This window comes from Collinsella sp. An307 (assembly GCF_002161805.1).
Taxonomy (GTDB): domain Bacteria; phylum Actinomycetota; class Coriobacteriia; order Coriobacteriales; family Coriobacteriaceae; genus Coprousia.
On record NZ_NFIP01000002.1, the window covers coordinates 1 to 21920 of the forward strand.

Below are 21920 nucleotides of genomic sequence, written 5' to 3' on the forward strand. Positions count from 1 at the left end.
GCTTCCTTCCGCTGTGCGGCCCTCAGGGCACGCGGTCCCCCGGGGCCGGCGGGCGCCGCCCACCGGTCAGCGGCCAGAGCAGGGGTGGCACGCCCGGACCCGTTCCGAACCCGGAAGCTAAGACCCCTCGCGCCGAGAGTACTGCGGGGTGAGCCCGTGGGAGGGTAGGGCGCCGCTGACCGGTGGACGGCACCGGGCCGTCCGAACGAATGCATTGAGAGCCTCTGGATTCCAGAGGCTCTTTTGCTATGTAGAGTATCTGTTTAGTATCCTTATACGGTTATCTGGTTTGAGGAGGCTGGTATGTTCACGGCGTTCGTCATAGGCAACCTTGCTTCCGGCAAAAGTACAGCAACGTGCTACCTTGCTTCTCGTGGAGCTCGTAGCATTGACCTCGACCGGCTTGCAAAAGACCTCTACGTTCCTGGCTCCGAGATTGTTGAGAGCTTGGTGGACGCGTTTGGTGCAGAAATCCTCGATGAGGGTGGCTACACTCGCACCAGGGTTCTCGCTGAGCGTGCGTTTGCCACGCCCGAGTCTGCCCACCAGCTTAATTCCATCGTCTTACCGGTGGTCTATGATCGACTGAACAATTTGCTTCTTCCGTCAACGTGCACTGTTGAGGATGATGGGGCCACCTTTACCGTTGTTGAGGTCTCGCTTGCCCAGGAATTCACCTATGCCTTCAACCTTGCTGATGAGATTATCGCTATCACGGCTCCCGCAGACATTCGCCGCATGCGCGCTATCGAGCGCGGCATGAGTGCCGAGGATTTTGACGCGCGCGCAGCGCTCCAGCCTTCTGAGGAGGAGCTCTGCTCCCTGGCTTCGCTCGTGATTGACAATGCTGCGGGTGACGATTCGCTTTTCGCTGCTCTCGATGCCTGGATGGCCGACAAGGGACTTCTTCCCGGTCAGATGAGTCTGGACGGTCTCGATGCCTAACCGTGTTCGTCTTCTCGCGTGGTATCGAATCGTTCCGCTTCTTATCATGGCTCTCATTGGCGCCATCTCGTTTGTGTATATCTATGCGCCAGCTGCTCTCTTTCAGCTCATTTATCCGCTCGAATACACCGATTACATCAGTGCCTCAAGCGAGCGCCATGCAGTTGATCCGTTTTTGGTCGCGGCGGTTATAGAGACTGAGTCCAACTGGGATCCTGATGCTGTCTCGTCCAAGGATGCGCACGGACTTATGCAGCTCCTGCCGGCAACCGCGGAGGATATGGTGCGTTTGGGACTTGTGGATGCCATGCGCTTCGATCCCGAGAATCTGGACGACCCCGAGACTAATATCGAGTTCGGCAGCGCGTACCTCTCCTATTTGATTGACTATTTCAACGGCTCGACAGACCGCGCCATCGCGGCGTATAATGCCGGGCTCTCCCGCGTGAACGATTGGAGCGAGGTCGACACCGCGTTGCACAACGCGATTGCGTTCCCCGAGACCCAGGCGTATCTCTTTAGGGTTAACAACGCCTGGACGCGGTATAAGGAGCTTTACAGCAACGAGTTTCTGTAGCGAATCCGCCTGATGGGGCACAGGTGACGAGGAGGCTTGCATGGAGAAGTTTGAGGTCGAGCGCGTTGGCGGCGAGCTTAAGCGCTTCGGTGTTGCGGGCGATCCCGTCAAGTTTGAGGTCGTCTCTCCCTTTGAGCCGTCGGGCGACCAGCCCCAGGCCATCGCCTCGCTGGTGAAGGGCGTTGAGGACGGTGACCGCTACCAGGTTCTTCTTGGTGTGACCGGCTCGGGCAAGACCTATACCATGGCAAAGACCATCGAGGCGCTCGGCAAGCCCACCCTCGTGATGGCACCCAACAAGACGCTCGCCGCGCAGCTCGCCAGCGAGCTCAAGGAGTTTTTCCCCCATAACGCGGTGGTCTACTTTGTCTCTTACTACGACTACTACCAGCCCGAGGCTTACGTGCCGCAGAGCGACACCTATATCGAGAAGGACGCTTCCATTAACGAAGAGGTCGAGATGCTGCGCCATCAGGCGACGGCGTCTCTGCTCTCGCGCCGCGACGTGATTGTGGTGGCGAGCGTCTCCTGCATCTACGGTATCGGTTCGCCGGAGGACTATGCCGGCCTTGCGCCCAACGTGGACAAGAAAACTCCACTCGAGCGCGACGACTTCATCCACACCCTTATCGATATCCAGTACGACCGCAACGACTTTGACCTCGCTCGCGGCACCTTCCGCGTGCGCGGCGACGTGGTGGACGTCTATCCACCCTACGCCGAGCACCCGCTGCGCTTTGAGTTCTTTGGCGACGAGGTTGAGCTTATTGCCGAGATTGACGAGGTCACCGGAGAGATTCTGCGGGAATACGACGCGATTCCGGTTTGGCCGGCTTCGCACTACGTGACCGAGAAGCCCAAGGTGACCGCGGCTTTAAAGACGATTGAGGAGGAGTGCGAGCAGCGAGTGGCGGAGCTCAAAGCGGCCGACAAGCTGCTCGAGGCGCAGCGCCTGCAGCAGCGCACCGACTACGACCTCGAGATGCTCGAGACCATGGGCTTCTGCAACGGTATCGAGAACTACTCGCGCCATCTCGACGGCCGCAAACCCGGCGAGCCACCCTTCACGCTCATCGACTACTTCCCCAAGGACATGCTCTGCATCATCGACGAGAGCCATGTGACAGTCCCGCAGATTCGCGGTATGCACGAGGGGGACCGCTCGCGCAAGGTGACGCTTGTGGAGCACGGTTTCCGTCTACCCTCTGCCCTCGACAACCGTCCCTTGCGCTTTGACGAGTTTGAGGCGCGCATCCCGCAGTTCATCTACGTCTCGGCGACGCCGGGTGACTACGAGCTGCGTGTGAGCCAAAACAACGTCGAGCAGATCATTCGTCCCACGGGACTCCTCGACCCCAAGATTGATGTGCGGCCCGTGCGCGGTCAGATTGACGACCTGCTGGAAGAGATTCGCGAGCGCACCGCGCGGCACGAGCGCGTGCTGGTGACGACGCTCACCAAGCGCATGGCCGAGGACCTCACCGACCACTTGCTCGATGCCGGTGTGAAGGTGAACTACATGCACTCCGACACCGCGACGATGGACCGCGTGGACATCCTGCGCGATCTGCGCCAGGGCAAGATTGACGTGCTTGTGGGTATCAACCTGTTGCGCGAGGGCCTCGACTTGCCCGAGGTCTCGCTCGTGGCGATTCTCGATGCGGACAAAGAGGGTTTCTTGCGCAACCGTCGCTCGCTCATCCAGACTATCGGCCGCGCGGCACGCAACGCCGACGGTGCCGTGGTGATGTATGCCGACACGATCACCGACTCGATGCGCGAGGCCATCGACGAGACCAATCGCCGCCGCGCAATCCAGATGAAGTTCAACGAGGACCACGGCATTGAGCCCAAGACCGTGCGCAAGGCCATCAACGACATCTCGAGCTTCATTGCCGAGGCGACTGAGAACGTGGGCAAACGCGACCGAAGCCGCGGCGACACACTCGGGCACGGCGCGTTCTTCACACCGGCGGGGGAGCACGGTGCCGACGAGGCGCCCGCTTCGGCAGTCTCGGACGGGCAGCAGCTTGCCGAAGAGCTTGCCAACCTGCCCAAAGACGAGCTCGCCCGCATCGTCGCCACCATGGAAGAGGATATGCGCAGCGCTTCCGAGGCCATGGACTTTGAGGAGGCGGCGCGTCTGCGTGACGCGATTGTCCATTTGCGCGCCATCGCCGAGGGAACGAGTGAGGACGAGGTCATCGAGCTTCTGCGGCGCGACGCGCGCAAGGGGAGCGTGTTTGCCTCCGGCCGCAAGCGCCAGGGCGCTCGGGCAAAGCGCGCCAAGCACTAGAGCCAGGGCCGATGGTATACTCAGGAGAGTGAAATCGCGCGGATGCCTGCCGCGCTCGGGGGAATAGAGGGGTCTCTATGAACGAAGAGTATATGCCCGAGTACCGACCCGTGGACACGAAGGGGCTGGCGGTCAGGCTCGCCGGCGCCAAGTGGAGCCTCATCGCTATGGCGGCGCTCTGCTTCTTCTGGGCGGTCTACATGTTCGTGACGGCGCCCGAGGGCGGCGCGGGCGGACTGTTGCCCACGCCTGTCGAGGGCCCCTCCGGCCTGGTTGCCCTGCTGCCCTGGTGGGCCATCGTCGCGGGCTTTGTCGGCTCCATCACCTCGCTCGCCACGCGCGCACCCCGCGCCCTCGGCTGGACGGAGCCCGTGCTTTGCATCGTGCTTCTGCTCGCCGGCCTTTGGGGCATCTGGAATGAGCCGCTTCTGGGCTCGTTCTCCCAGATGCACACCATCACGGGCGTGTTGCTCGCTCTCTACCTCGCCGCGGTGGCTCTTGAGCTTTATCGTCGAGATGAGGCCCTCTGGTTTGCTGAGCTCATCGTTGCTGCGGTCGTGCTCGTCATCTCGCTCGCCGGCGGCATGAACAACACCGTCGAGAGCGCGCAAGTCGGCTTCTTTGCCCTCGCCTTCTTTGTTGCCGCTTGGGGCTTTGTCTACGGCGCGATCAAGCTCGCCGCACCTTCCGATGCGTGCAACGAGGCTCCTATCGCCGAGGCGGTTGCAGCCTAGCGGTGTGGGTATCATAAGCGGGTACTACAACTTCGAGAGCGCTTGCGGGCGCTCTCGATGCGTATGAAAGGACCATCCATGGCAACATGTGAGCATGCGGTGGCGGCCGGCGGCAAGACGGCTCCCCAGCAGTTTGAAGAGAACAACCTCTCCGAGGCTAAGCGCGTAATCGCGGTGCTCTCGGGTAAGGGCGGTGTGGGCAAGTCGTTTGTGACGGGTTCGCTCGCCGTCGAGCTCGCCCGTCGCGGCAACAAGGTCGGTATCCTGGATGCCGATATCACGGGCCCTTCCATTCCCAAGATGCTCGGCATGAGCGGTCGCCACGCTAGCGGTATCGGCAACCTTCTGCTGCCCGAGGTATCCACGACCGGCATCAAGGTCATGTCGTCAAACCTTCTGCTCGCCAACGAGACCGATCCGGTGCTCTGGCGCGGTCCGGTCATTGCTGGCGCGATTCGTCAGTTCTGGAGCGACACCTCCTGGGGTCCGCTCGATTACCTGCTTGTCGACATGCCCCCGGGCACGGGTGACGTGGCGCTCACGGTTTTCCAGTCGCTGCCGGTTGATGGCATCGTTGTGGTTACGAGCCCGCAGGACCTGGTGTCCATGATTGTGGCCAAGGCCGTGAACATGGCAGACAAGATGAACGTGCCCATCCTTGGCATCATCGAGAACATGAGTTACATCACCTGTCCCGACTGCGGCAAGAAGATTGAGGTCTTTGGCCCGAGCAAGCTCAATGAGGTTGCCGAGGGCTATGGCGTGAAGGTACTCGGCCGCCTGCCCATCGATCCGTCGCTCGCTCTTGCTTGCGACGCCGGCGCGATTGAGGAGGCCCTGCCTGCCGACCTTCTGCCCGATGCGATTGCGGCCTGCGAGGCTGTGGAACCGCACGAGGGCGAGGTCGCGGGCGAGAACGCTTAGCTCTCGAATCCGAGAGGTCGTACGGAGGCGTGCTGCTTGCCGCGGCGCGCTCGCGCGTCCGCTGTCCGCTCAATGATGCTTGATGCTGGGAGGCCCTACGGGGCCTCCTTTACGTGGATGCGAACTGCTGCCACGCGCGGCGCCGGGGACGGGTCTTGCCGCCGCGGGCTGGACGCCGGCGCCGCGCGTCTTGCAAGAATTGAGGTAGTGAACCCTTGCCGCGGTTTTTGCAAGAATTGAGGTAGTGAACCCGGGTGGTGAACCCGAGAAAAAGCCGGCGAAGGAACCGCTGGTAGAGGTCCTGCAGAAATCGAGGTAGTGAACCCGGTGCTGGGAAGGGCACCGAATCGCGCCTTTTCGGGTTCACTACCTCAATTTCTGCATGAAACACCGTCCGGGTTCACTACTTTGCTTTTCGCCTGAAGCGCGCTCGAGGGCGCTCGAGATGCACGCCCAGGGCTCATGTCTTTGGCATTTGTTGGGCTCAAAGGTAATTTGGCGGCAAGGTAGAGGCCTGATACCATCGATACGACAGTAGGGCGCAGCGGTTTGGGTAACGGGAGCAGGCCATGGATGTGCATGCACAATACGACGTGGTGGTCATAGGCGGGGGAGCCTCGGGGCTTGCTGCCGCGCTTGCCGCTGCCCGCGAAGGCGCGCATGTGGTGATACTTGAGCGGGACGTCGCCTGCGGGCTCCCGATCTTAGCGACGGGAAATGGGCGCTGCAACCTTTCTGCCGAGCGCCTCGGCCCTGAGCACTATCGTCACCCCGACATCGCCCGAGCGGTGATGGGAGAGGAGCCGGAGCGCACGCTCGAAGCGTTTTTTGCGTCCGTGGGAATCTTGACCATGGCGGAGGAGGGGCGCCTGTATCCGTACAGCAAGCGCGCCGAATCCGTGCGGGATGCGCTTCTTGCCGCGTGCGAGCGGGAGGGCGTGGAGTTCAGACGCGGCTGCGATGTGGTTGCTTCGTGGCGCGACGACGCTGCTGGGGCGTGGGCCCTCACGCTCCGGGAACCCGTGAGTCCGTTGCGTGCAAAGCGCGGACGCGACGCTAAGGCGACGCTTCGTGCTGAGCGCCGAGCGCTCGAGGGGGCGGCGCGTCGCGAGGCAAAGATCTCTGCGCGTACCGTGGTGCTTGCGCCGGGCGGCCGCTCGGAAGGATTGTGCGAGCTCTTTGGCGTGCCCCACCTGCCCGAGCGCCCCGTGCTCTGCCCCGTCGCGGGATCGTTTGACGCCTCCCCGCACGCCCTCGAGAGGCTCGACGGTCTGCGTGCCGAAGCGCGCCTCTCGCTTGTCCGGGAGGGTGACACCGTTTGGCAGGAGGAGGGCGAGGTGCTCTTCCGTCCGTACGGGATCTCTGGCATCGTCTCCTTCGATGCGTCGCGTCGCGTGCGCGCGGGCGACAAGCTCGCGCTCGACGTCTTTCCCGCCTATGAGGAGCGCGAGCTTGCCGCACATCTGGCGGCACGGGAAACGGTCCTTGGCTCCCTAGACGCTGCGTCGAGCCCCTGGTTTGACGGGCTTCTGGCACGCCCCCTGGCGGAGCTTGTCCTCGCGCAGGCGCGTGAGAACGATGGGGGGCATCCGAGCGTGTCCGCGATCGCGCACGCGGCGAAGCGCCTCGTGTTCACGGTCGAGGGTACAGCGGAGGAGCGCCAGGCGCAGGTGCGCCGGGGCGGCATCCCCTTTGACGCGGTGGACAGCGCGACCCTTGCCTGTGCCGAACCCCATCTTAGCGGCGTGTATGCCTGCGGTGAGGCGCTCGACATGGACGCCGATTGCGGCGGTTTCAATCTGGCGTGGGCCTGGACGTCGGGCTTGGTCGCGGGCTCTGCCGCGGCGCGCGAGGCTACAAGACAATAGGGCCGGCGACAACGCAGCCGACGGGAGGACGAGAACGTGCTCGAGATAACGGATATCAGGCTTTCGCTCGATGAGGGACGCGATGAGGCGTCGTGCCTTGCCGCGCTGCGCCGCGCTGCCGCGAGCGCTCTTTCCTGCGAGCCTAGTGCGCTCTTGCAGGTTGAGCTCAGGCGCCGTGCGGTTGACGCGCGCCGCAAGAATGACGTACATCTCATCTGCACGGCGCGTGTGTCGACGGGCGATACCCGGGCGGATGAGGCGCTTCTCGAGGCCGTTCCTCCCGCGCGGCGGGCGCATATTCACCTTGTCGAGGACGCCGCGCCGGTGTTTCCCCACGCTACGTGCGGCTCGCTTAGCCATCGTCCCGTGGTGGTCGGCGCGGGGTGCGCGGGGCTTTTTGCCGCGCTTGCGCTTGCCGAGGCGGGGCTAGAGCCCCTCGTGATCGAGCGGGGCGACAATGCCACCCGGCGCGCCGAGGCCATCGAGCACTTCCTGCGCACACGCGAGCTCGATACCGAGAGCAACATCCAGTTTGGGCTTGGCGGCGCAGGCACGTTCTCGGACGGCAAGCTGACGACGGGGACAAAGAACCCTGCGCATCGCCTCATCCTGGAGACCTTTGTTGCCGCCGGTGCCCCGCGGGAGATTCTCTGGGACGCCAAGCCGCATATCGGCTCCGACCTGCTGCCTCGGGTCGTGGAGCATATCGCCGCCCGCATCCGCGAGCTCGGTGGTGAGGTGCGCTACCGGACCCGTTTGGTTGACATCGAGCGCGATGCAGCGGGCGCCGTCCGCGGCATCGAGGTCGAGCAGCGCGATCCCTCGTCGGCCGCCGGGCGTGGGGTAACGAGTGACGCGCCGGCATCGGTCGAGCGTATCGCTTGCGACCGCTTGGTGCTCGCCTGTGGGCACTCCGCGCGCGACGTGTTCGAGCTCCTCGAGCGGCGCGGCTTTCACCTTGAGCGGAAGACGTTTGCCATGGGCGTGCGCATCGAGCATCCGCAGCGCCTCATCGATCGTGCGCAGTACGGCACGGCCGCCGGTCATCCGGCGCTCGGAGCGGCTCCCTACAAGCTCGTCGCCCATCCCAAGGGCGGGCGTTCGGTCTTTAGCTTCTGCATGTGCCCGGGCGGCATGGTCGTTGCGGCGGCCTCGGAGCCGCGCGGCGTTGTCACCAACGGTGCGAGTGAGTACGCGCGTGCCGGCGCCAATGCCAATGCCGCGCTGCTTGTGAACGTGAATCCCGGGGACCTGCCCGGGGATGACCCCTTGGCGGGAGTCGCGCTCCAGCGGCGCTGCGAGCGCGCCGCCTTTGACGTGGCGGGCGGCGACTATCGTGCTCCGGCGCAGCTGGTGGGCGAGTTTCTTGCCCGCACGCCGAGCACCGGCCCTGCCGATGTTGCGCCTACCTATCCGCTTGGCGTTACGTGGACCTCACTTGACGAGGTGCTCCCGCCCTTTATTGCCAAGGGACTCCGACGCGGCCTGCCCGAGCTCGGCCGCAAGCTCCGCGGTTTTGCGCGCGACGGTGCGGTGCTCACCGGTGTGGAGTCGCGCTCGAGTTCGCCGGTGACGGTTGTGCGCGACCGCGACTGCGTGGCGGATGGCGCGCCGGGCGTCTACCCGTGCGGCGAGGGTGCTGGATACGCGGGCGGCATCATGAGTGCGGCGACAGACGGCATCCGCTGCGCGGAGGCGCTTATCGCAGGTTTGGGCGTGTGACATGCGATCGCGCGTCGGAATCGGGCGCTGGCGCCAATGGTGCTGTGCGAGGAATGCCGCCCCGCCGGCAAAAGGCGTTATTTAACCGGTGAGTGGCGCCTGACTTTTCCAACCGGTTACCTTGTCTTGCCATGTCGCTGCTTGCTCGCTATCCCTCCATACTGGTATCCGTCATATTCTGTGCGTTAACGTTATAAGGCGTTGACGCCGCTGTTAAGGGAGAGGAAAAGCGTATGGGCATCGATACGAAGCAGGCTATCTCACGCCGCCAGTTTACCGCTGGCACACTTGCCGCGAGTGCGCTCGCCATGCTGGCGGGATGCAGCGGAGAGGCCGGTGCCGGTGCTGGTTCGGCGTCGTCGGGCTCCTCGTCCTCCGATAGGGTCTTCCGTTGTTACCTCAGCGAGCCTGCCTATATCGACCCCAACAACGCGCAGGAGACGCAGGGTGCCCTTGTGGTTCACGCGCTCTTTGATCCGCTTGTGACCTGGGACTGGTCGACCAACGCTGCCGTTCCGCTTGCCGCTGCCGAGCTGCCCTCCATCTCTGAGGACGGTCTCACCTACACCTTCAAGCTGCGTGAGGGTATGACGTTCCATAACGGCGACCCGGTAGACGCGGAGTCGTTCCGTCGCGGTTGGGAGCGCCTTGCCGATCCCAACCTCGCCACCCCCTCAGAGATTGGCTACCACCTCTCGCCGGTTCTGGGCTATGCGGAGATGGCGGCGGGCGAGGCGACGTCTATGGCTGGCCTTGCCTGCCCGGATGAGCTCACCTTCCAGGTGACGCTCATCGCACCTATGGCGGACTTCCTCGCCGTGTGCTGTCACCCGGGCCTCTCTCCTGTTCCCCAGGCGGCGCTCGACGATCAGGCATCCTTCCTCGAGGCGCCTATTGGCAACGGTCCCTTCATGATGGACGGTGCTTGGCAGCACAACCAGTACATCAACCTTGTGCGGTTTGACGACTACTATGGCGAGGCGCCGGCAATCGAGGGCATCTACTTCGATATCAAGGCGGACCCCGATACTGCCTTTAGCGAGTTCGAGGCGGGGGATGTGGACTTTGCACCCATCCCGACTGGACGCATTCAGGACACCATTGATGCCTACGGCAAGTCTGAGGACGGCTACACGGCGGAGAGTGGCAAGCAGGTGCTTACAGGCAGTCAGGCTAACACCTACTTCATCACGCTCAACATTAGCGATCCGATTCTCTCTGATGTGAACGTGCGCCGCGCCCTGTCGCTTGCCATCAACCGCCAGAACATCGTCGACACGCTCTATGAGGGTACACGTGCGGTGGCAACCTCTATTTTCCCACCCGTTATCGACGACGACCCCGAGGATGCTTGGGAGTATTGCACCTACGACACCGAGCGCGCGGGGCAGCTGCTCGATAAGGCGGGCTATCCGGCGGACGAGAACGGCAAGCGCAACCTTACGCTCACGCTGAGCTACGACGGCGGGCGTGGGCATGAGGACATCATGTCCTCCATTCAGGCAGACCTTGCTAACATTGGCGTCACTATCGAACAGGAGTCGCTCGAATGGGCGGCGCTGCTGCCGCGCCTGGGCGATGCCCAGTTCCAGATGGGGCGCAGCGGCTGGACTGCCGATTATCCCACGATGGACAACTTCCTCTACCCGAATTTCTATAGCACGGCGAACGATAACTCGTCTACGTTCAACAATCCTGATATCGACGCCGCCCTCGATGCGGCGCGCCAGATTACCGATGACGAGGACCGCAAGGTGGCATATCGTCAGATTTGTCACGCTATCGGACAGGACGTACCGGTGATTCCAATCATGCACGCTGCCCATAACTATGTGGTCTCGGAGCGAGTGAAATCGTTCATGTTCGACGCGCAGTTGCTCGGCGATTTCAAGAACGCCGAGATCGCGTAGCCGCCCGCGCAGCACTCTCTGCCACGAGTGCCTGGAAGAAGCGGTTCATAGGCGCTGTAGTGCCAAAGTACTCCGGGTGCCATTGCACCGCCACAATCGGGCTGCCGTCTTCTGCCTCTACGCCCTCGACAACGCCGTCGGGGGCGTAGGCCGTGGCGCGGAGCGCGGGTGCTACGGCGCGCGCCGCCTGGTGGTGAAGCGAATTCACGGCGAGCTTCTCGGCATCGAAAATGTGTGCGAGCTGAGAGCCTTCAGCAAAGGTGACCGTGTGACAGAGCCGCTCGCCATCATAGTCGCCCTCGGGTGTATGGGCATTGTGCTCGCATAGGGCCTCGTCGTTTTGCGGCGAGAAATCTCTCGGCAGGTCCTCGTAGAGGGTACCGCCAAAGAAAGCGTTTAAGACCTGTAGGCCGCGGCAGATGCCATAGATGGGCAGATTGTGCGTGATGGCGTAAGCAACAAGGCGCCATTCGACCGCATCGCGAAGCGGGGTAATATCCGGCTCACTGTCCGTGCCGAACGTGTTGGCGCGGGTGGAATTGGGTGCTTCCCCGCGGGTGTCATCACGATGCGGGTCGCTCCAGCGCACAGGGTCCACATCGTGGCCGCCAGTAAGCAGCACGCCGTCCAGAAGGGGAAAGAGCTGTGTGTAGGTGGTCTCGTCCTCGGTGAGGGGCAGGATGAGCGGCGCGCCTCCTGCGGAAATCACTGCGTCGGCATAGTTGCAGGCAAGACGTATGTCACCTACAGCGGGCAGGTGCGTAGGTACGATGCCAATGACGGGACGTGCGTGCATGGGGTTCCTTCTTGTCGAGCCTTCTCGCTGCGGACATTGGTGGAGCCACAGCGCGGTGGTGTTCTTGAGAGATTATATGTCGGCAGACGCCTGCGTTCATGACGTGCAAGGTCGCCGGGCGTGCTAGAGGCACGTGAGGTAGTGCTCTGCCTCCGCATGGGAGCGAAAGGTGAAGAGCTCGATGCCCGTGGGGCGATTGTCGAGAAGGGAACGGAGAAGCGGCGCCTGCTTCTCGGGAAAACGCTTGATATAGGCGGTGAACTCTGGGTCCAACTTGTCCTCCTGCCATGGGAGGTCTTCGCGGGGAGAACCGATGCGTGCCGCTGCCCCTGCAAGGCATTCTTCGACGCGGCGGCGGTTGCGGGGGACTGGTCCATGCTCCTCACACCCGCGCGCCCGGTGCCGCGTGACTGGCTCTTTGCCGATATGCGTGGGCGGCGCGTGCTCGGCCTCGCTGCGGGTGGCGGTCAGCAGATGCCGATCTTTGCGGCGATGGGAGCCGTGTGCACAGTGCTCGACTATTCCGAGCGCCAGATTGCCTCGGAGGAACTCGTCGCCCGGCGCGAGGGATATGAGATCCGGGCAATCCGCGCCGACATGACGCGACCCCTGCCCTTTGCAGACGAGGAGTTCGACCTCATCTTTCATCCGGTTTCCAACTGCTACGTTGAGGACGTCGGCGCTATCTGGCGCGAATGCGCGCGCGTGCTGCGCCCGGGCGGCCGCTTGCTTGCGGGGCTCGACAACGGCGTCAACTACATTGTCGACGACGATGAGGAGCGCATCGTGCAAGGGCTTCCCTTCAACCCGCTCAGGAACCCAGGCTTGATTCCCGCTGAGGAGCTCGACGAGTGGGGCATGCAGTTCTCGCACACGCTCGACGAGCAGATCCGCGGACAGATCCAAGCGGGTCTCTCGCTCATCGACCTATATGAAGATACCAACGGGGGAGAAAGCCGGCTGCATAAGCTCGGCATCCCGACGTTTTGGGCGACCTGCGCGGAGAAGCCGGCCGACGCGTGACCGTAGTTGCGCTCGCCGCGCTTGTCTCGCTGCTAGCAGGGGACGCGGTAGATGAACATGCCCTCGGGGAGGCCTTCGTAATCGTTGGCGCTGCGCCAGTGCTCCGCGGCGCGCTTGAGGCCGAGGTGGTCGTAGAAGCCCCAGTTGCAGTCGGTGTCGGTAAAGAGGAACGCGCCCGGCGCCCCGGCTTTGCGGAGGCGTTCGACCGCGCGGGTGATAAGGGCGCGGCCGATGCCGAGGCCGCGGGCGCGGGGCCCGATGGCGAGAAGAACAATCTCCGCTTCGTGTGTGATGCCGGCATCTGCGATAAGTCCTTTGTTGACGACGTAGCTCGCGTCGAGGTAGGCGCGGTAGCGCGCCGCGGCGACCGGGTCCGTCTCCTGCAGGCGCAGCTCGACCTCGTCACGCTGCTCGCCCCAGCGCTCAAAACTCCCGTTTCTCCGGTTCGCGCCGGTGTTCGCGCAACAAATGCCCGCCGTCTCGCCATCCACCTCGGCAACAATCGCAAAGGTGGACCAGCTCAGGCAGTCGAGCACGTCATGCAGCGCCTCAAGCGCGGCGTACTCCTCGGTGGGGGTATCCGTGTGCCAAAGGCCGCGGAGAATCTCGGCGAGCGCGGGCAGGTCTGATTCATCGACGGGGCGGTAGGCGATTGAGCGCTCAGCTGCGGGGACGCGCCCTTGCAGCCGCATGTAGAGCAGCGGGTAGGGACGATCCTCTTCGTCGAAGTCGGTTCGCTTATAGGTTGCAAATCCCATGTGCTCGTAGAAACCCACGGCGTTAGGGTTTTGCTCGTTCACGGTGAGCTCTCTCACGCCGAGGCGCTCGATACCGTACGTGAGGAGCCTCCGACCAAGGCCCTGTCCGCGCACGGCAGGATCGAGAAAAAGCATCTCAAGGCGACCCGCCTCCACGCCCATGAAGCCTACGGGCGCTCCATTGCGCTCGGCTACGACAAGCTCGCCCACGCCCTCGATCGCCTGCGGGACGAAGGGCTCAATCTCGACGATCTCTGCATCTGAGAGAAACGTATGCGTTGCGCGCACGGAGCGCTCCCATACAGAGACGAGTTGCGCCGCGAGTTCCGGTGTGCGGTTCGTAGCAGAGAGGATCTGAATGTCGTTGACGGGCATGGGGCTCCTCGGCCGGCAGTTGACGCTGATTGCGCCACAGCATAACGCAGCCGTTATGCGCGGGGCAAACGGCCACGCTGCGCTTTCTCGTGCTTTACGTGGGCCTCACGTTATGTAGAGCCGAAGTGGGAATAGAATGGTGCTCTGAACATAGGGGATATAAGGACGTCGAGAGAGGAGCGTGCCATGGAGTTTCGACCCATGCGCCGTCATCGTCAGGAGCTTTCGCCCGAAGCGTGCCGGGAGGTGCTCGAGCGGGCGACGTCGGGCGTGCTTGCCCTTGTGGGTGACGAGGGCTATCCCTACGCGGTGCCGCTGAGCTACGCCCTTGACGGCGATAGGATTATCTTCCACAGCGCGCGCGAGGGGCACAAGATCGACGCAATCGCGCGCTGCCCCAAGGCTTCGTTTTGCGTGGTCGACCAAGACGACGTTCATCCTGCTGAGTTCACCACGTACTATCGGAGCGTCATCGCTTTCGGGCGGATGCGCGTGATTGAAGACGACGTCGAGAGACGTGCCGCGGCAGAGCTTCTGGGGCGGCGGTATGGGCCCAATCTGCCGGATACCGCCTGCGAAGAGGAGATCAACCGGTTCTGGTCAGGGTTCTGCATGTTGGAGCTGCGCATCGACCACTTGAGCGGCAAGCAAGCGAGGGAGCTCATGCCGCCACGTGCGAAAATATATGCGTTCGCATAATACACGGCTGGCCACAGCGCGGTTTATGCGAACGCATAAACCGCGGCGGTAAGATGATGCTCCCCAGTTTTACACCTCGCCCATCGAATAGAAGCCCTATGTCGCGAGGGCGATCTTTCCTGCTCGAATTGAGTGAAACGTCGCTGTGCCCCCGTGAGGTTCATCGTGGTCACCTTGCAAAATCGTGTGTTGTAATCGGCTAAAAATCGATCGTTGCATGGCAAACGCATAGAGAAGCGAAAATGGGCTGTCGGTATGTTTCCGACATGTTGAGAGGTCGTTTCCCGCATGCGACCGTCTGCTTTCCCGTCGGTTGCGAGGGCGTTTCCGATGTTTCGAGTCCATTGTGGGACGGTAAAACGCCCCCTGTGCGAGCCTCCGGGGGTTAATCGCGCTCCTACCATGACTGTGTTCCGTCCCGTCGCAGGCGCCGCGGCGGGGGCGGTCAAGTTAGGTACGCGCTATTTGGGAGGCGACGCGTATGTTCGATACGGGTTCGACCGCGTTCATGATGGTGAGCAGCATGCTCGTCCTGTTCATGACGCCGGGTCTGGCATTTTTCTACGGTGGACTGTCACGACGCAAGAACGTGATCAACACCATGCTCATGAGTTTTGCGGTGATTGGCATCGTGGGGCTCACGTGGGTGGTCGCGGGATGGTCGATTGCCTACGGGGGCGACGGCACCAACCCTATCATCGGCGGGTTCGATCAACTGGGGCTCGCGGGTACGGTTGCGGGCATGCTTAAGGAGGCCGCCGCGCCGGGCGATGCCACGTATCCCGGTGTGGTGGACGTCACGTTCCAGATGGCATTTGCGCTCATCACCTGCGCCATCGTGACCGGGTCCGTGGCAGGGCGCATGCGCTTCGGTGCGCTGGCGGCGTTTATCGCGGCGTGGTCGCTCGTGGTCTACGCGCCGCTCGCCCACATGGTCTGGGGTGGCGAGCATTCGTTCATCGGCGGGATCATCGGCGCACTCGACTTTGCGGGCGGTGATGTGGTGCACATCAGCTCCGGCCTCACCGGCCTTGCGCTTTGTTGCGCACTCGGTGCCCGTAAGGGGTTTGGTATCAAGACCTACCGGCCCCACAACGTGCCCTTCGTGGCGCTCGGCGCTGGGCTTCTGTGGCTCGGTTGGTTTGGTTTCAACGGCGGATCGGCCTTTGCGGCAGACGGCATCGCGGCGCTTGCGATTTTGAACACCGTGGTCTCTAGCGCCGCCGGCTTGGCCTCGTGGATGATCGTCGAGCGCCTGGCCACGGGCAAGCCCACGCTCGTGGGCGCCTGCACCGGTTTGGTGGCGGGGCTCGTCGTGGTGACGCCCTCGGCGGGCTTCGTCGAGCCGTGGGCCGCGGTCATCATGGGCCTTATGGTCTCGCCGGTCTGCTACTTCGCTATTTCGCACCTTAAGACGCGTTTTGGTTACGACGACGCGCTCGATGCGTTTGGCTGTCACGGCATCGGCGGTATTTTGGGCGGCATTCTCACGGGCATCTTCTGCGTGCCGGAGCTCTCGTGGACGGAGTACGGCGGGCTCATCTACACCGGTGACGCGACGCTTCTCGCGAGCCAGGTTTTGGGCATCGTGGTGACGGCGGTGCTGGTACTCGCGCTGGACGCGCTGCTCATCATCGTCGTCCGAGCCCTCTTTGGCGGGCGGTTGCGTGTGACGGATGCCGAGGAGGCGCTCGGTCTCGATGTCGCCGCCCACGGTGAGAGCGCTTACCCCGCCTATACCGGCCTGGACGTGTAGAACGATTAGATGCGCGGGCGTCCGCTTGAGCTGCGGTGCCCGTTGGGAGGAATGATTCTGATGAAGCAGATTACGGCAATCGTGCGCCCGGAAGTGCTCGAGCCCTTGAAGGATGCGCTTTCCGAGGCCGGGGCGTCGGGCATGACAATCTTCGAAGTTCAGGGCTTTGGCCACCAGCATGGCTGGAAGGAGTTCGTGCGCGGCTCGGAGGTACTGCTCACGATGGTGCCCAAGGTCGAGGTGATGCTCGTAGTTGACGACGGCGAGGTCGAGTCGCTCGTCGAGCGCATCTGCACCGTTGCCCGCACCGGCGAGGTGGGCGATGGCAAGATCTTCATCACGCCGGTCGATGACGTGGTGCGGATTCGCACCGGCGAGCGCGGGGCAACGGCTCTGTAGGATCGGCGTGGGCGCTGTCGCCGAGCGTTTTTCAGCTATTCAACAATCTCAAGCGAGACTTCGGGCAAGGGTGCTGCAATCGCAGACAAAACCGCAGGATTTGAATCTCAGCAATCCCTGCCTACTTGAAGGGTCTGCGCCGGATTGTTGAATAGCTGCATTTTTGCTTGCGGAGGCTTTAATCGTTGGGGTTGATGAGCTCGAGCGCCTCGAACTGCGCCGTGGCAGGATCGAATTCGTAGACGGTGATGCCGCAGTTGCCGATGCGGCGCCCGTCGCCGCGCAGACGCTGCTCCGCCTCGGGGCCCTGCGCGCGCAAAAACTGCGCGACCGCCGCACCGTGGCTTGCCATGAGGACGCGCTCGTGGCCGGGGCGCCGCATGAGCTCGGTGATGGTCTCGACGAGGCGCGCGCGGAACGCCATCTCGCCCTCGCCGCTGAAGGGCACGTAGAAGTCGCCGTAGGGAAGCGGCGGGTTCACGTCCTCGGTAAGGCCCTCGAACGAGCCGAAGTTCCACTCCTTGAGACCCTTCACACGCTCGTAGGCGAGGTCGCCTTGGCCGCTCTCGGCGAGCACGAGCTCGAGCGTGTCGACGGCGCGCTCGGAGGTGGAGCTGTAGGCATGGTCGAACGTCACGCCGTGCTCGGCAAACCAGCGGCCGGCGCCTTGCGCCTGCTCGATGCCGAGTTCGGTCAAGGGCGAGTCGCACCAGCCCTGCTTGCGCTTGAGCACGTTGAAGAGGGTCTGGCCGTGGCGCATGAGATAGAGCTTTGACATGTGGGTTCCTCATTGTCGTCGGGATTGCGTACTGCTTTGCACCTAGTATACGAGTGCGGCGAACGAGAAGGTGACGAGCCTCCACGCATCGCCCTCACGATGGTAGACCTCGGTCACGGCGAAGTGGTGCGCGGTCTCCTGTCCGTCGAGCAGCAGCGCGTAGTCGCAGTCGGTGATGACCACGCCGGTGTCGCCAAAAACACTCGGCGTCTGGTTGTGGAAAAGGATGTTCGTTGGTTTGAAGGCGCCCGAGGTGTAGAACTCGATCTCCTGGTCGAGCGGGGCGGTGATGCCGATGTGCACGAAGGTGCAGGCGGGGTCGGCGATGGCACGCATGCCAGCCTCGTCGGCGTGCTCCATAGCGTCCCAGAAGCACTTGCTGGTCTCAATCAGTTGATCGTTGAGCTGGTCAAACATTGGTTACCCTCCTGTTGCGTGACGGGGTTGAAGGCGCGCTTCGGAGGCGCATGGACCTTACATCTCGTCTGATTAGTACAGCGTGCCACCACCGAGCTGCTGCTTTTTCACGAGTTCGCCGAGCATCCAGCCCACGGTGTTGGGGTCGAAATGGTCAAAGATGCGCGGGAAGGTTGGATCCTCCAGTGTGGCGAACGCGGCCATGTCGGCATCATCGAGGGTGAAGTCGAAGACGTCGAAGTTCTGCTCCATGCGGTCACGATGCGTGGACTTGGGGATGACGACAACACCCTTCTGGATGAGGGCGCGCAGTGCCACCTGCGCCGCCGTCTTGCCATGCTTGGCGCCGATCTGGGCGAGCACGTCGTTGGTGAAGATGCCGTTCTTGCCCTCGGCGAAGGGACCCCAGGCCTCGTGCACCACGCCGTAGCGCGCCATGACCTCGTGCGCGGCGTCTTGCTGACGGAAGGGGTGCGTCTCGATTTGGTTGACGGCGGGCGCCACCTCGGTCAGGCTACAGAGGTCCACCAAGCGCTCCGCGTAGCAGTTGGAGACGCCGATGGCGCGGATCTTGCCCGCCGTGTATGCGTCCTCCATGGCGCGGTAGGCGCCGGGGTAGTCGCCCATCATCTGGTGGAGCAGCATGAGGTCGATGTAATCGGTTCCGAGCTTTTTGAGTGTCTCATCAATCGAGGCGGTGGCACGCTCGTAGTTCATGTTGGAAACCCAGACCTTGCTGGTGATGAAGACCTCATCGCGCGGCACACCGCTCTTGCGGATGCCCTCGCCCACGCCCTCTTCATTGCCGTAGGCCTGGGCGGTGTCGATGAGGCGGTAGCCGACCTCAAGGGCCTCGGCGACGCAGCGTGCCGTCTCCTCCGGCGGTGTCTGAAATACGCCGTACCCGAGCATGGGCATCTCAATGCCGTTGTTCAGCTTTACAAACTCCATGGTGGTTCCCTTCTTGTTGTCGACCCTGCCGAACGAGTTACGCCTGCTTGGAATAATCGTTAGTCGCAAGCACGAACGCCGGCGGCTCCTCGGGCACCTGGTAGTAGGGGTGCTGGGGCAACGCGTTTATGCGCGCCATCTCGTCCTCGGTCAGCTCAAAGTCGAAGATGTCGATGTTGTCGGCCATGTGCGCGGGGTTCAGCGTCTTGGGGAACGTGACGTTGCCTTCCTGATAGCTCCAGCGCAGGATGATCTGCGCAGTGCCCTTGCCGTACTTCTGGGCAAGCTCGGTAAAGATTGGCTCAGTCATGAGGTTGGCATCGCCGTGGCCGAGCGGGTACCAGCCCTCGAAGACCACATCGAAGAGACCGCGCTCGGCAAGCGCTGCCTTGAGCTCGTGTTGGTTGCTGTAGGGGTTGATTTCCACCTGGAGCACGGCCGGCTTGATCTCAGCGACGGCCAAGATCTCATCAATCTTGTGGATGGGGAAGTTGGAGAGGCCGATGGCGCGCACCTTGCCCTCGCGCACAGCCTCCTCCATCGCCTTCCAACCGCTTACGTAGTCGCCGTAGGGCTGGTGGAAGAGCAGCAGGTCGACGTAGTCCGTGTCGAGGCGCTCGAGCGTGGCGTCGATGTCCGCCTTGCACTTCTCGTAGGGGTAGCTCTGCGGGAAGAGCTTCGTCGTCACGAAGAGGTCCTCGCGCGGAACGCCTGCGTCCTTGATCGCGCGCCCGACGGCGACTTCGTTGAAGTAGGCATTCGCGGTGTCGATGTGCGTGTAGCCGAGCTCGAGGGCCTCGGGCAGGTGCTTCTCGACCTCGGCGGAGGTCATCATATACACACCATAGCCGATGGCGGGAATCTCGGTGCCGCTCGTTAACGGAAGGGTGGGGATTTTGATACCCATTATCGTTCCTTTCTCTTGTATAGCATTTTCATCTCATGCATAGAATTACATGGTATAGAGCTGGTGTAAAATGCACCTAGCAGTCAATTGCATGCATGTAGCGCATATAGCGCCTAGAATGCTCGCGGCGATTGTGGGCATCAAATTCGAAAGGTGAGAGGTAGCTGTGGAGTTTGATCAGATGCGTCAGCTCGACGCCATAGAGCGTTTGGGCACCATGTCATCGGCTGCCGAGGAGCTGCACATATCCCAGCCGGCTCTTAGCCGTTCTATTCAGCGGCTTGAGGCCGAGCTGGGCTGCACGTTATTTGACCGCGCGGGCCGCCGCATCGAGCTCAACGATGCCGGTCGTGCGGCGGTCGAGGGGGCACGGGCCATCTTGCGTGACGAGAAGGTGCTCCGGGTGAATGTGGCGGCGGCAGTAGAGCGCGCTCGCGCCCTGCACGTGGCCACGGTCGCGCCGGCGCCGCTGTGGCGCCTGACCGCTCTTGCGATGGAGCGTTTTCCCCAGGAGACGCTCATCTATGAGACGGTGGATGAGCGCGAGGCGCTGCGGCAGGTGGCTTCCGGCGCAAGCGACTTTGCCATAACGTGCGCGGACCCGCATCGACCGGGCCTTCAGGCGTGCGAGCTCATGCACGAGAATCTCTTTGTTACGCTGCCGCCTAACCATCCCTTTGCCGCTCGCAAAGCTGTGGCGTTCGCCGACCTTGCAAACGAGACGTTCCTCATCATGACGAATATCGGTTTCTGGCGCGGCCTGGTCGACCGTGCAATTCCAGGCGCCACCTATATCGAGCAGAACGATCGCATGGTCTTTTCGCAGCTGGCGCGCTCAACTCCGCATTGCACGTTCATCACCGACGCACCGTTTCAACGTGACGCTACGCCGGGTCGCGCCATCGTTCCCATTTCCGACCCCGCCGCCCATGCGGTGTTCTACCTCGTGACGCGTTCGGATGCGAAGGGCATTGCCGGCGCGCTTTTTTCCTGGGCGCGCGAAGAGGGGCGCGCCTGATGGGCGGCCCCGCGCCCTAACCGTTCGCGGAAAGCCTTCGAGCACGTGGTGTCGGTTGAGAGAAAATAACAACTCGGCTATCGATTCGACGTGCGCCCCGGCGGGCGCCAGCAGAAAGGACCTTATATGAAAATCGCTATTCCAACCATGGGTGCCGGCGGACTTGATTGCGAGCGCTCCGGTCACTTTGGCCATTGCGACTGCTTTACGGTGGTGACCGTCGAGGACGGCAAGATTGTCGCAACCGACATCATCGACAACCCGCCCCATGAGGAGGGCGGCTGCCTGCGTCCCGTAGGAATCCTCGCCAATGCCGGCATCGACGCCATCGTTGCCGCAGGCATGGGCATGCGGCCCATGATGGGCTTTGCTGAGGCAGGCATCACGGTGCTCTACGATGCCGAGACCCCGCGCGTGGGCGACGTTGCGGAGAAGACCGCCGCGGGCGCGCTGCCTGTGATGGGCGAGGAGCATGCCTGTCATCATTAATCGGATTGGCGTAGGGTAACGGCAATTTGCGAGGAGGGCATATGAAGGAGCACATCGACGTCATCGAGCGCGCGGGCGACATCTTGGGCGCACTTACGCCCGGGGCGCTGTTCACGGTATGCGTGGACGGCGAGGTGAACACGATGACCATCGGCTGGGGCATGCTCGGTATCGAGTGGCGCAAGCCCGTCTTTATCGCCTATATCCGCAACGACCGCTACACGCACGAGCTGCTCGAGCGCGCCGACTGTTTCACTGTTAACGCTCCTGTACCAACAGGAGACGCCGAGGCGGATGCGCGCGTGCGCCGCGCCCTCGGCTTCTGCGGCTCAAAGAGCGGGCGCGACCTCAACAAGATAGACGGGCTCGGCCTTACACTCGTCGAGGGCGAGCAGGTGGACGCTCCGGCTATTGCCGAGCTGCCGCTCACGCTCGAGTGCCGCATCATCTACCGTCGCGATCAGGACACTGCGCTTATGCCTGATGAGCTCCGCCAGAGCGTGTACGGCGGCGCACCGGTCTACCACACCGCCTATTACGGCGAGGTCGTGGATGCCTACATCGTGAAATGAGATGCG

The 21920-nt window shown here is 62.8% G+C and carries 22 protein-coding genes and 1 rRNA gene; 16 read left to right on the forward strand and 7 right to left on the reverse strand.

Translation table 11 applies throughout. From position 1 onward, the window contains the following. Positions 1 to 65: 65 nt before the first annotated feature. The 9 genes from rrf to B5F89_RS01985 all read left to right on the forward strand — a co-directional run bounded on the left by rrf (position 66) and on the right by B5F89_RS01985 (position 10976). Positions 66 to 181: ribosomal RNA gene (gene rrf, locus B5F89_RS01945) — 5S ribosomal RNA — on the forward strand. 122 nt (positions 182 to 303) lie between these two features. Beyond that, on the forward strand, positions 304 to 945 hold the full coding sequence (coaE, locus tag B5F89_RS01950) for a dephospho-CoA kinase (protein ID WP_087430137.1): 642 nt from the start codon (positions 304 to 306) through the stop codon (positions 943 to 945). Further along, entirely contained in the window at positions 938 to 1522 is a 585-nt protein-coding gene (locus tag B5F89_RS01955) for a lytic transglycosylase domain-containing protein (protein ID WP_087430138.1), read from the forward strand. Before coaE ends, B5F89_RS01955 begins: the two co-directional genes overlap by 8 nt. Before the next feature lie 40 nt (positions 1523 to 1562). After that, positions 1563 to 3818 carry an excinuclease ABC subunit UvrB gene (gene uvrB, locus B5F89_RS01960; RefSeq protein WP_087430139.1) on the forward strand — a complete coding sequence of 752 codons (2256 nt, stop codon included), beginning with the start codon at positions 1563 to 1565 and terminating at the stop codon, positions 3816 to 3818. A 77-nt stretch (positions 3819 to 3895) separates the two neighbouring features. Beyond that, the gene (locus tag B5F89_RS01965; RefSeq protein ID WP_087430140.1) at positions 3896 to 4552 is read left to right on the forward strand and encodes a hypothetical protein; all 657 of its coding nucleotides are present in this window, start codon (positions 3896 to 3898) and stop codon (positions 4550 to 4552) included. A 78-nt stretch (positions 4553 to 4630) separates the two neighbouring features. After that, positions 4631 to 5476, forward strand: coding sequence for an Mrp/NBP35 family ATP-binding protein (locus B5F89_RS01970; RefSeq protein WP_087430141.1), 846 nt, complete (start codon positions 4631 to 4633; stop codon positions 5474 to 5476). 569 nt (positions 5477 to 6045) lie between these two features. Continuing rightward, entirely contained in the window at positions 6046 to 7344 is a 1299-nt protein-coding gene (locus B5F89_RS01975; protein WP_087430142.1) for an NAD(P)/FAD-dependent oxidoreductase, read from the forward strand. Positions 7345 to 7380: 36 nt separating this feature from the next. Then, positions 7381 to 9066 (forward strand): FAD-dependent protein, encoded by a 1686-nt coding sequence (locus tag B5F89_RS01980; RefSeq protein ID WP_087430143.1) that lies wholly within the window; start codon positions 7381 to 7383, stop codon positions 9064 to 9066. A gap of 233 nt (positions 9067 to 9299) precedes the next feature. Next, positions 9300 to 10976, forward strand: a complete 1677-nt coding sequence (locus B5F89_RS01985; RefSeq protein WP_087430144.1) for an ABC transporter substrate-binding protein — start codon at positions 9300 to 9302, stop codon at positions 10974 to 10976. On the opposite strand, the gene B5F89_RS01990 is transcribed toward B5F89_RS01985, so the two are convergent. Both B5F89_RS01990 and B5F89_RS10025 read right to left on the reverse strand, forming a co-directional pair. Beyond that, entirely contained in the window at positions 10954 to 11772 is an 819-nt protein-coding gene (locus B5F89_RS01990) for a gamma-glutamyl-gamma-aminobutyrate hydrolase family protein (RefSeq protein WP_087430145.1), read from the reverse strand. The two genes, B5F89_RS01985 and B5F89_RS01990, sit on opposite strands and share 23 nt — an antisense overlap. A gap of 123 nt (positions 11773 to 11895) precedes the next feature. Continuing rightward, a complete protein-coding gene (locus B5F89_RS10025; protein ID WP_158098393.1) occupies positions 11896 to 12045 on the reverse strand; it encodes a hypothetical protein in 150 nt (49 codons plus the stop codon). Between the two features lie 102 nt (positions 12046 to 12147). Between B5F89_RS10025 and B5F89_RS01995 the strand changes: the two genes are divergently transcribed. Beyond that, a complete protein-coding gene (locus B5F89_RS01995; RefSeq protein ID WP_087430146.1) occupies positions 12148 to 12795 on the forward strand; it encodes a class I SAM-dependent methyltransferase in 648 nt (215 codons plus the stop codon). A 32-nt stretch (positions 12796 to 12827) separates the two neighbouring features. On the opposite strand, the gene B5F89_RS02000 is transcribed toward B5F89_RS01995, so the two are convergent. After that, positions 12828 to 13928, reverse strand: coding sequence for a GNAT family N-acetyltransferase (locus B5F89_RS02000; RefSeq protein WP_087430147.1), 1101 nt, complete (start codon positions 13926 to 13928; stop codon positions 12828 to 12830). 186 nt (positions 13929 to 14114) lie between these two features. Here B5F89_RS02000 and B5F89_RS02005 point away from each other — a divergent pair, with 186 nt between their 5' ends. From B5F89_RS02005 to B5F89_RS02015, 3 genes are all read left to right on the forward strand, one after another. Next, positions 14115 to 14627 carry a pyridoxamine 5'-phosphate oxidase family protein gene (locus B5F89_RS02005; RefSeq protein ID WP_087430148.1) on the forward strand — a complete coding sequence of 171 codons (513 nt, stop codon included), beginning with the start codon at positions 14115 to 14117 and terminating at the stop codon, positions 14625 to 14627. A 481-nt stretch (positions 14628 to 15108) separates the two neighbouring features. Next, positions 15109 to 16383: an ammonium transporter gene (locus tag B5F89_RS02010; protein ID WP_087430149.1), complete on the forward strand. Its 1275-nt coding sequence runs from the start codon at positions 15109 to 15111 to the stop codon at positions 16381 to 16383. Positions 16384 to 16443: 60 nt separating this feature from the next. Beyond that, the gene (locus B5F89_RS02015) at positions 16444 to 16782 is read left to right on the forward strand and encodes a P-II family nitrogen regulator (protein WP_087430150.1); all 339 of its coding nucleotides are present in this window, start codon (positions 16444 to 16446) and stop codon (positions 16780 to 16782) included. Positions 16783 to 16960: 178 nt separating this feature from the next. Here the strand turns inward: B5F89_RS02015 and B5F89_RS02020 are convergent, their stop codons facing one another. The 4 genes from B5F89_RS02020 to B5F89_RS02035 form a co-directional block, all read right to left on the reverse strand. After that, positions 16961 to 17560: a histidine phosphatase family protein gene (locus B5F89_RS02020; protein WP_087430151.1), complete on the reverse strand. Its 600-nt coding sequence runs from the start codon at positions 17558 to 17560 to the stop codon at positions 16961 to 16963. Between the two features lie 42 nt (positions 17561 to 17602). Continuing rightward, positions 17603 to 17977: a nuclear transport factor 2 family protein gene (locus B5F89_RS02025; protein ID WP_087430152.1), complete on the reverse strand. Its 375-nt coding sequence runs from the start codon at positions 17975 to 17977 to the stop codon at positions 17603 to 17605. 72 nt (positions 17978 to 18049) lie between these two features. Next, the gene (locus tag B5F89_RS02030; RefSeq protein ID WP_087430153.1) at positions 18050 to 18928 is read right to left on the reverse strand and encodes an aldo/keto reductase; all 879 of its coding nucleotides are present in this window, start codon (positions 18926 to 18928) and stop codon (positions 18050 to 18052) included. 37 nt (positions 18929 to 18965) lie between these two features. Further along, positions 18966 to 19835: an aldo/keto reductase gene (locus tag B5F89_RS02035; protein ID WP_087430154.1), complete on the reverse strand. Its 870-nt coding sequence runs from the start codon at positions 19833 to 19835 to the stop codon at positions 18966 to 18968. Positions 19836 to 20001: 166 nt separating this feature from the next. Here B5F89_RS02035 and B5F89_RS02040 point away from each other — a divergent pair, with 166 nt between their 5' ends. The 3 genes from B5F89_RS02040 (at position 20002) to B5F89_RS02050 (ending at position 21914) form a co-directional block, all read left to right on the forward strand. Next, a complete protein-coding gene (locus B5F89_RS02040; RefSeq protein ID WP_087430155.1) occupies positions 20002 to 20853 on the forward strand; it encodes a LysR family transcriptional regulator in 852 nt (283 codons plus the stop codon). Between the two features lie 126 nt (positions 20854 to 20979). Continuing rightward, a complete protein-coding gene (locus B5F89_RS02045; protein WP_087430156.1) occupies positions 20980 to 21342 on the forward strand; it encodes a NifB/NifX family molybdenum-iron cluster-binding protein in 363 nt (120 codons plus the stop codon). Between the two features lie 41 nt (positions 21343 to 21383). Beyond that, positions 21384 to 21914 (forward strand): flavin reductase family protein, encoded by a 531-nt coding sequence (locus tag B5F89_RS02050; protein ID WP_087430157.1) that lies wholly within the window; start codon positions 21384 to 21386, stop codon positions 21912 to 21914. Positions 21915 to 21920: the final 6 nt, after the last annotated feature.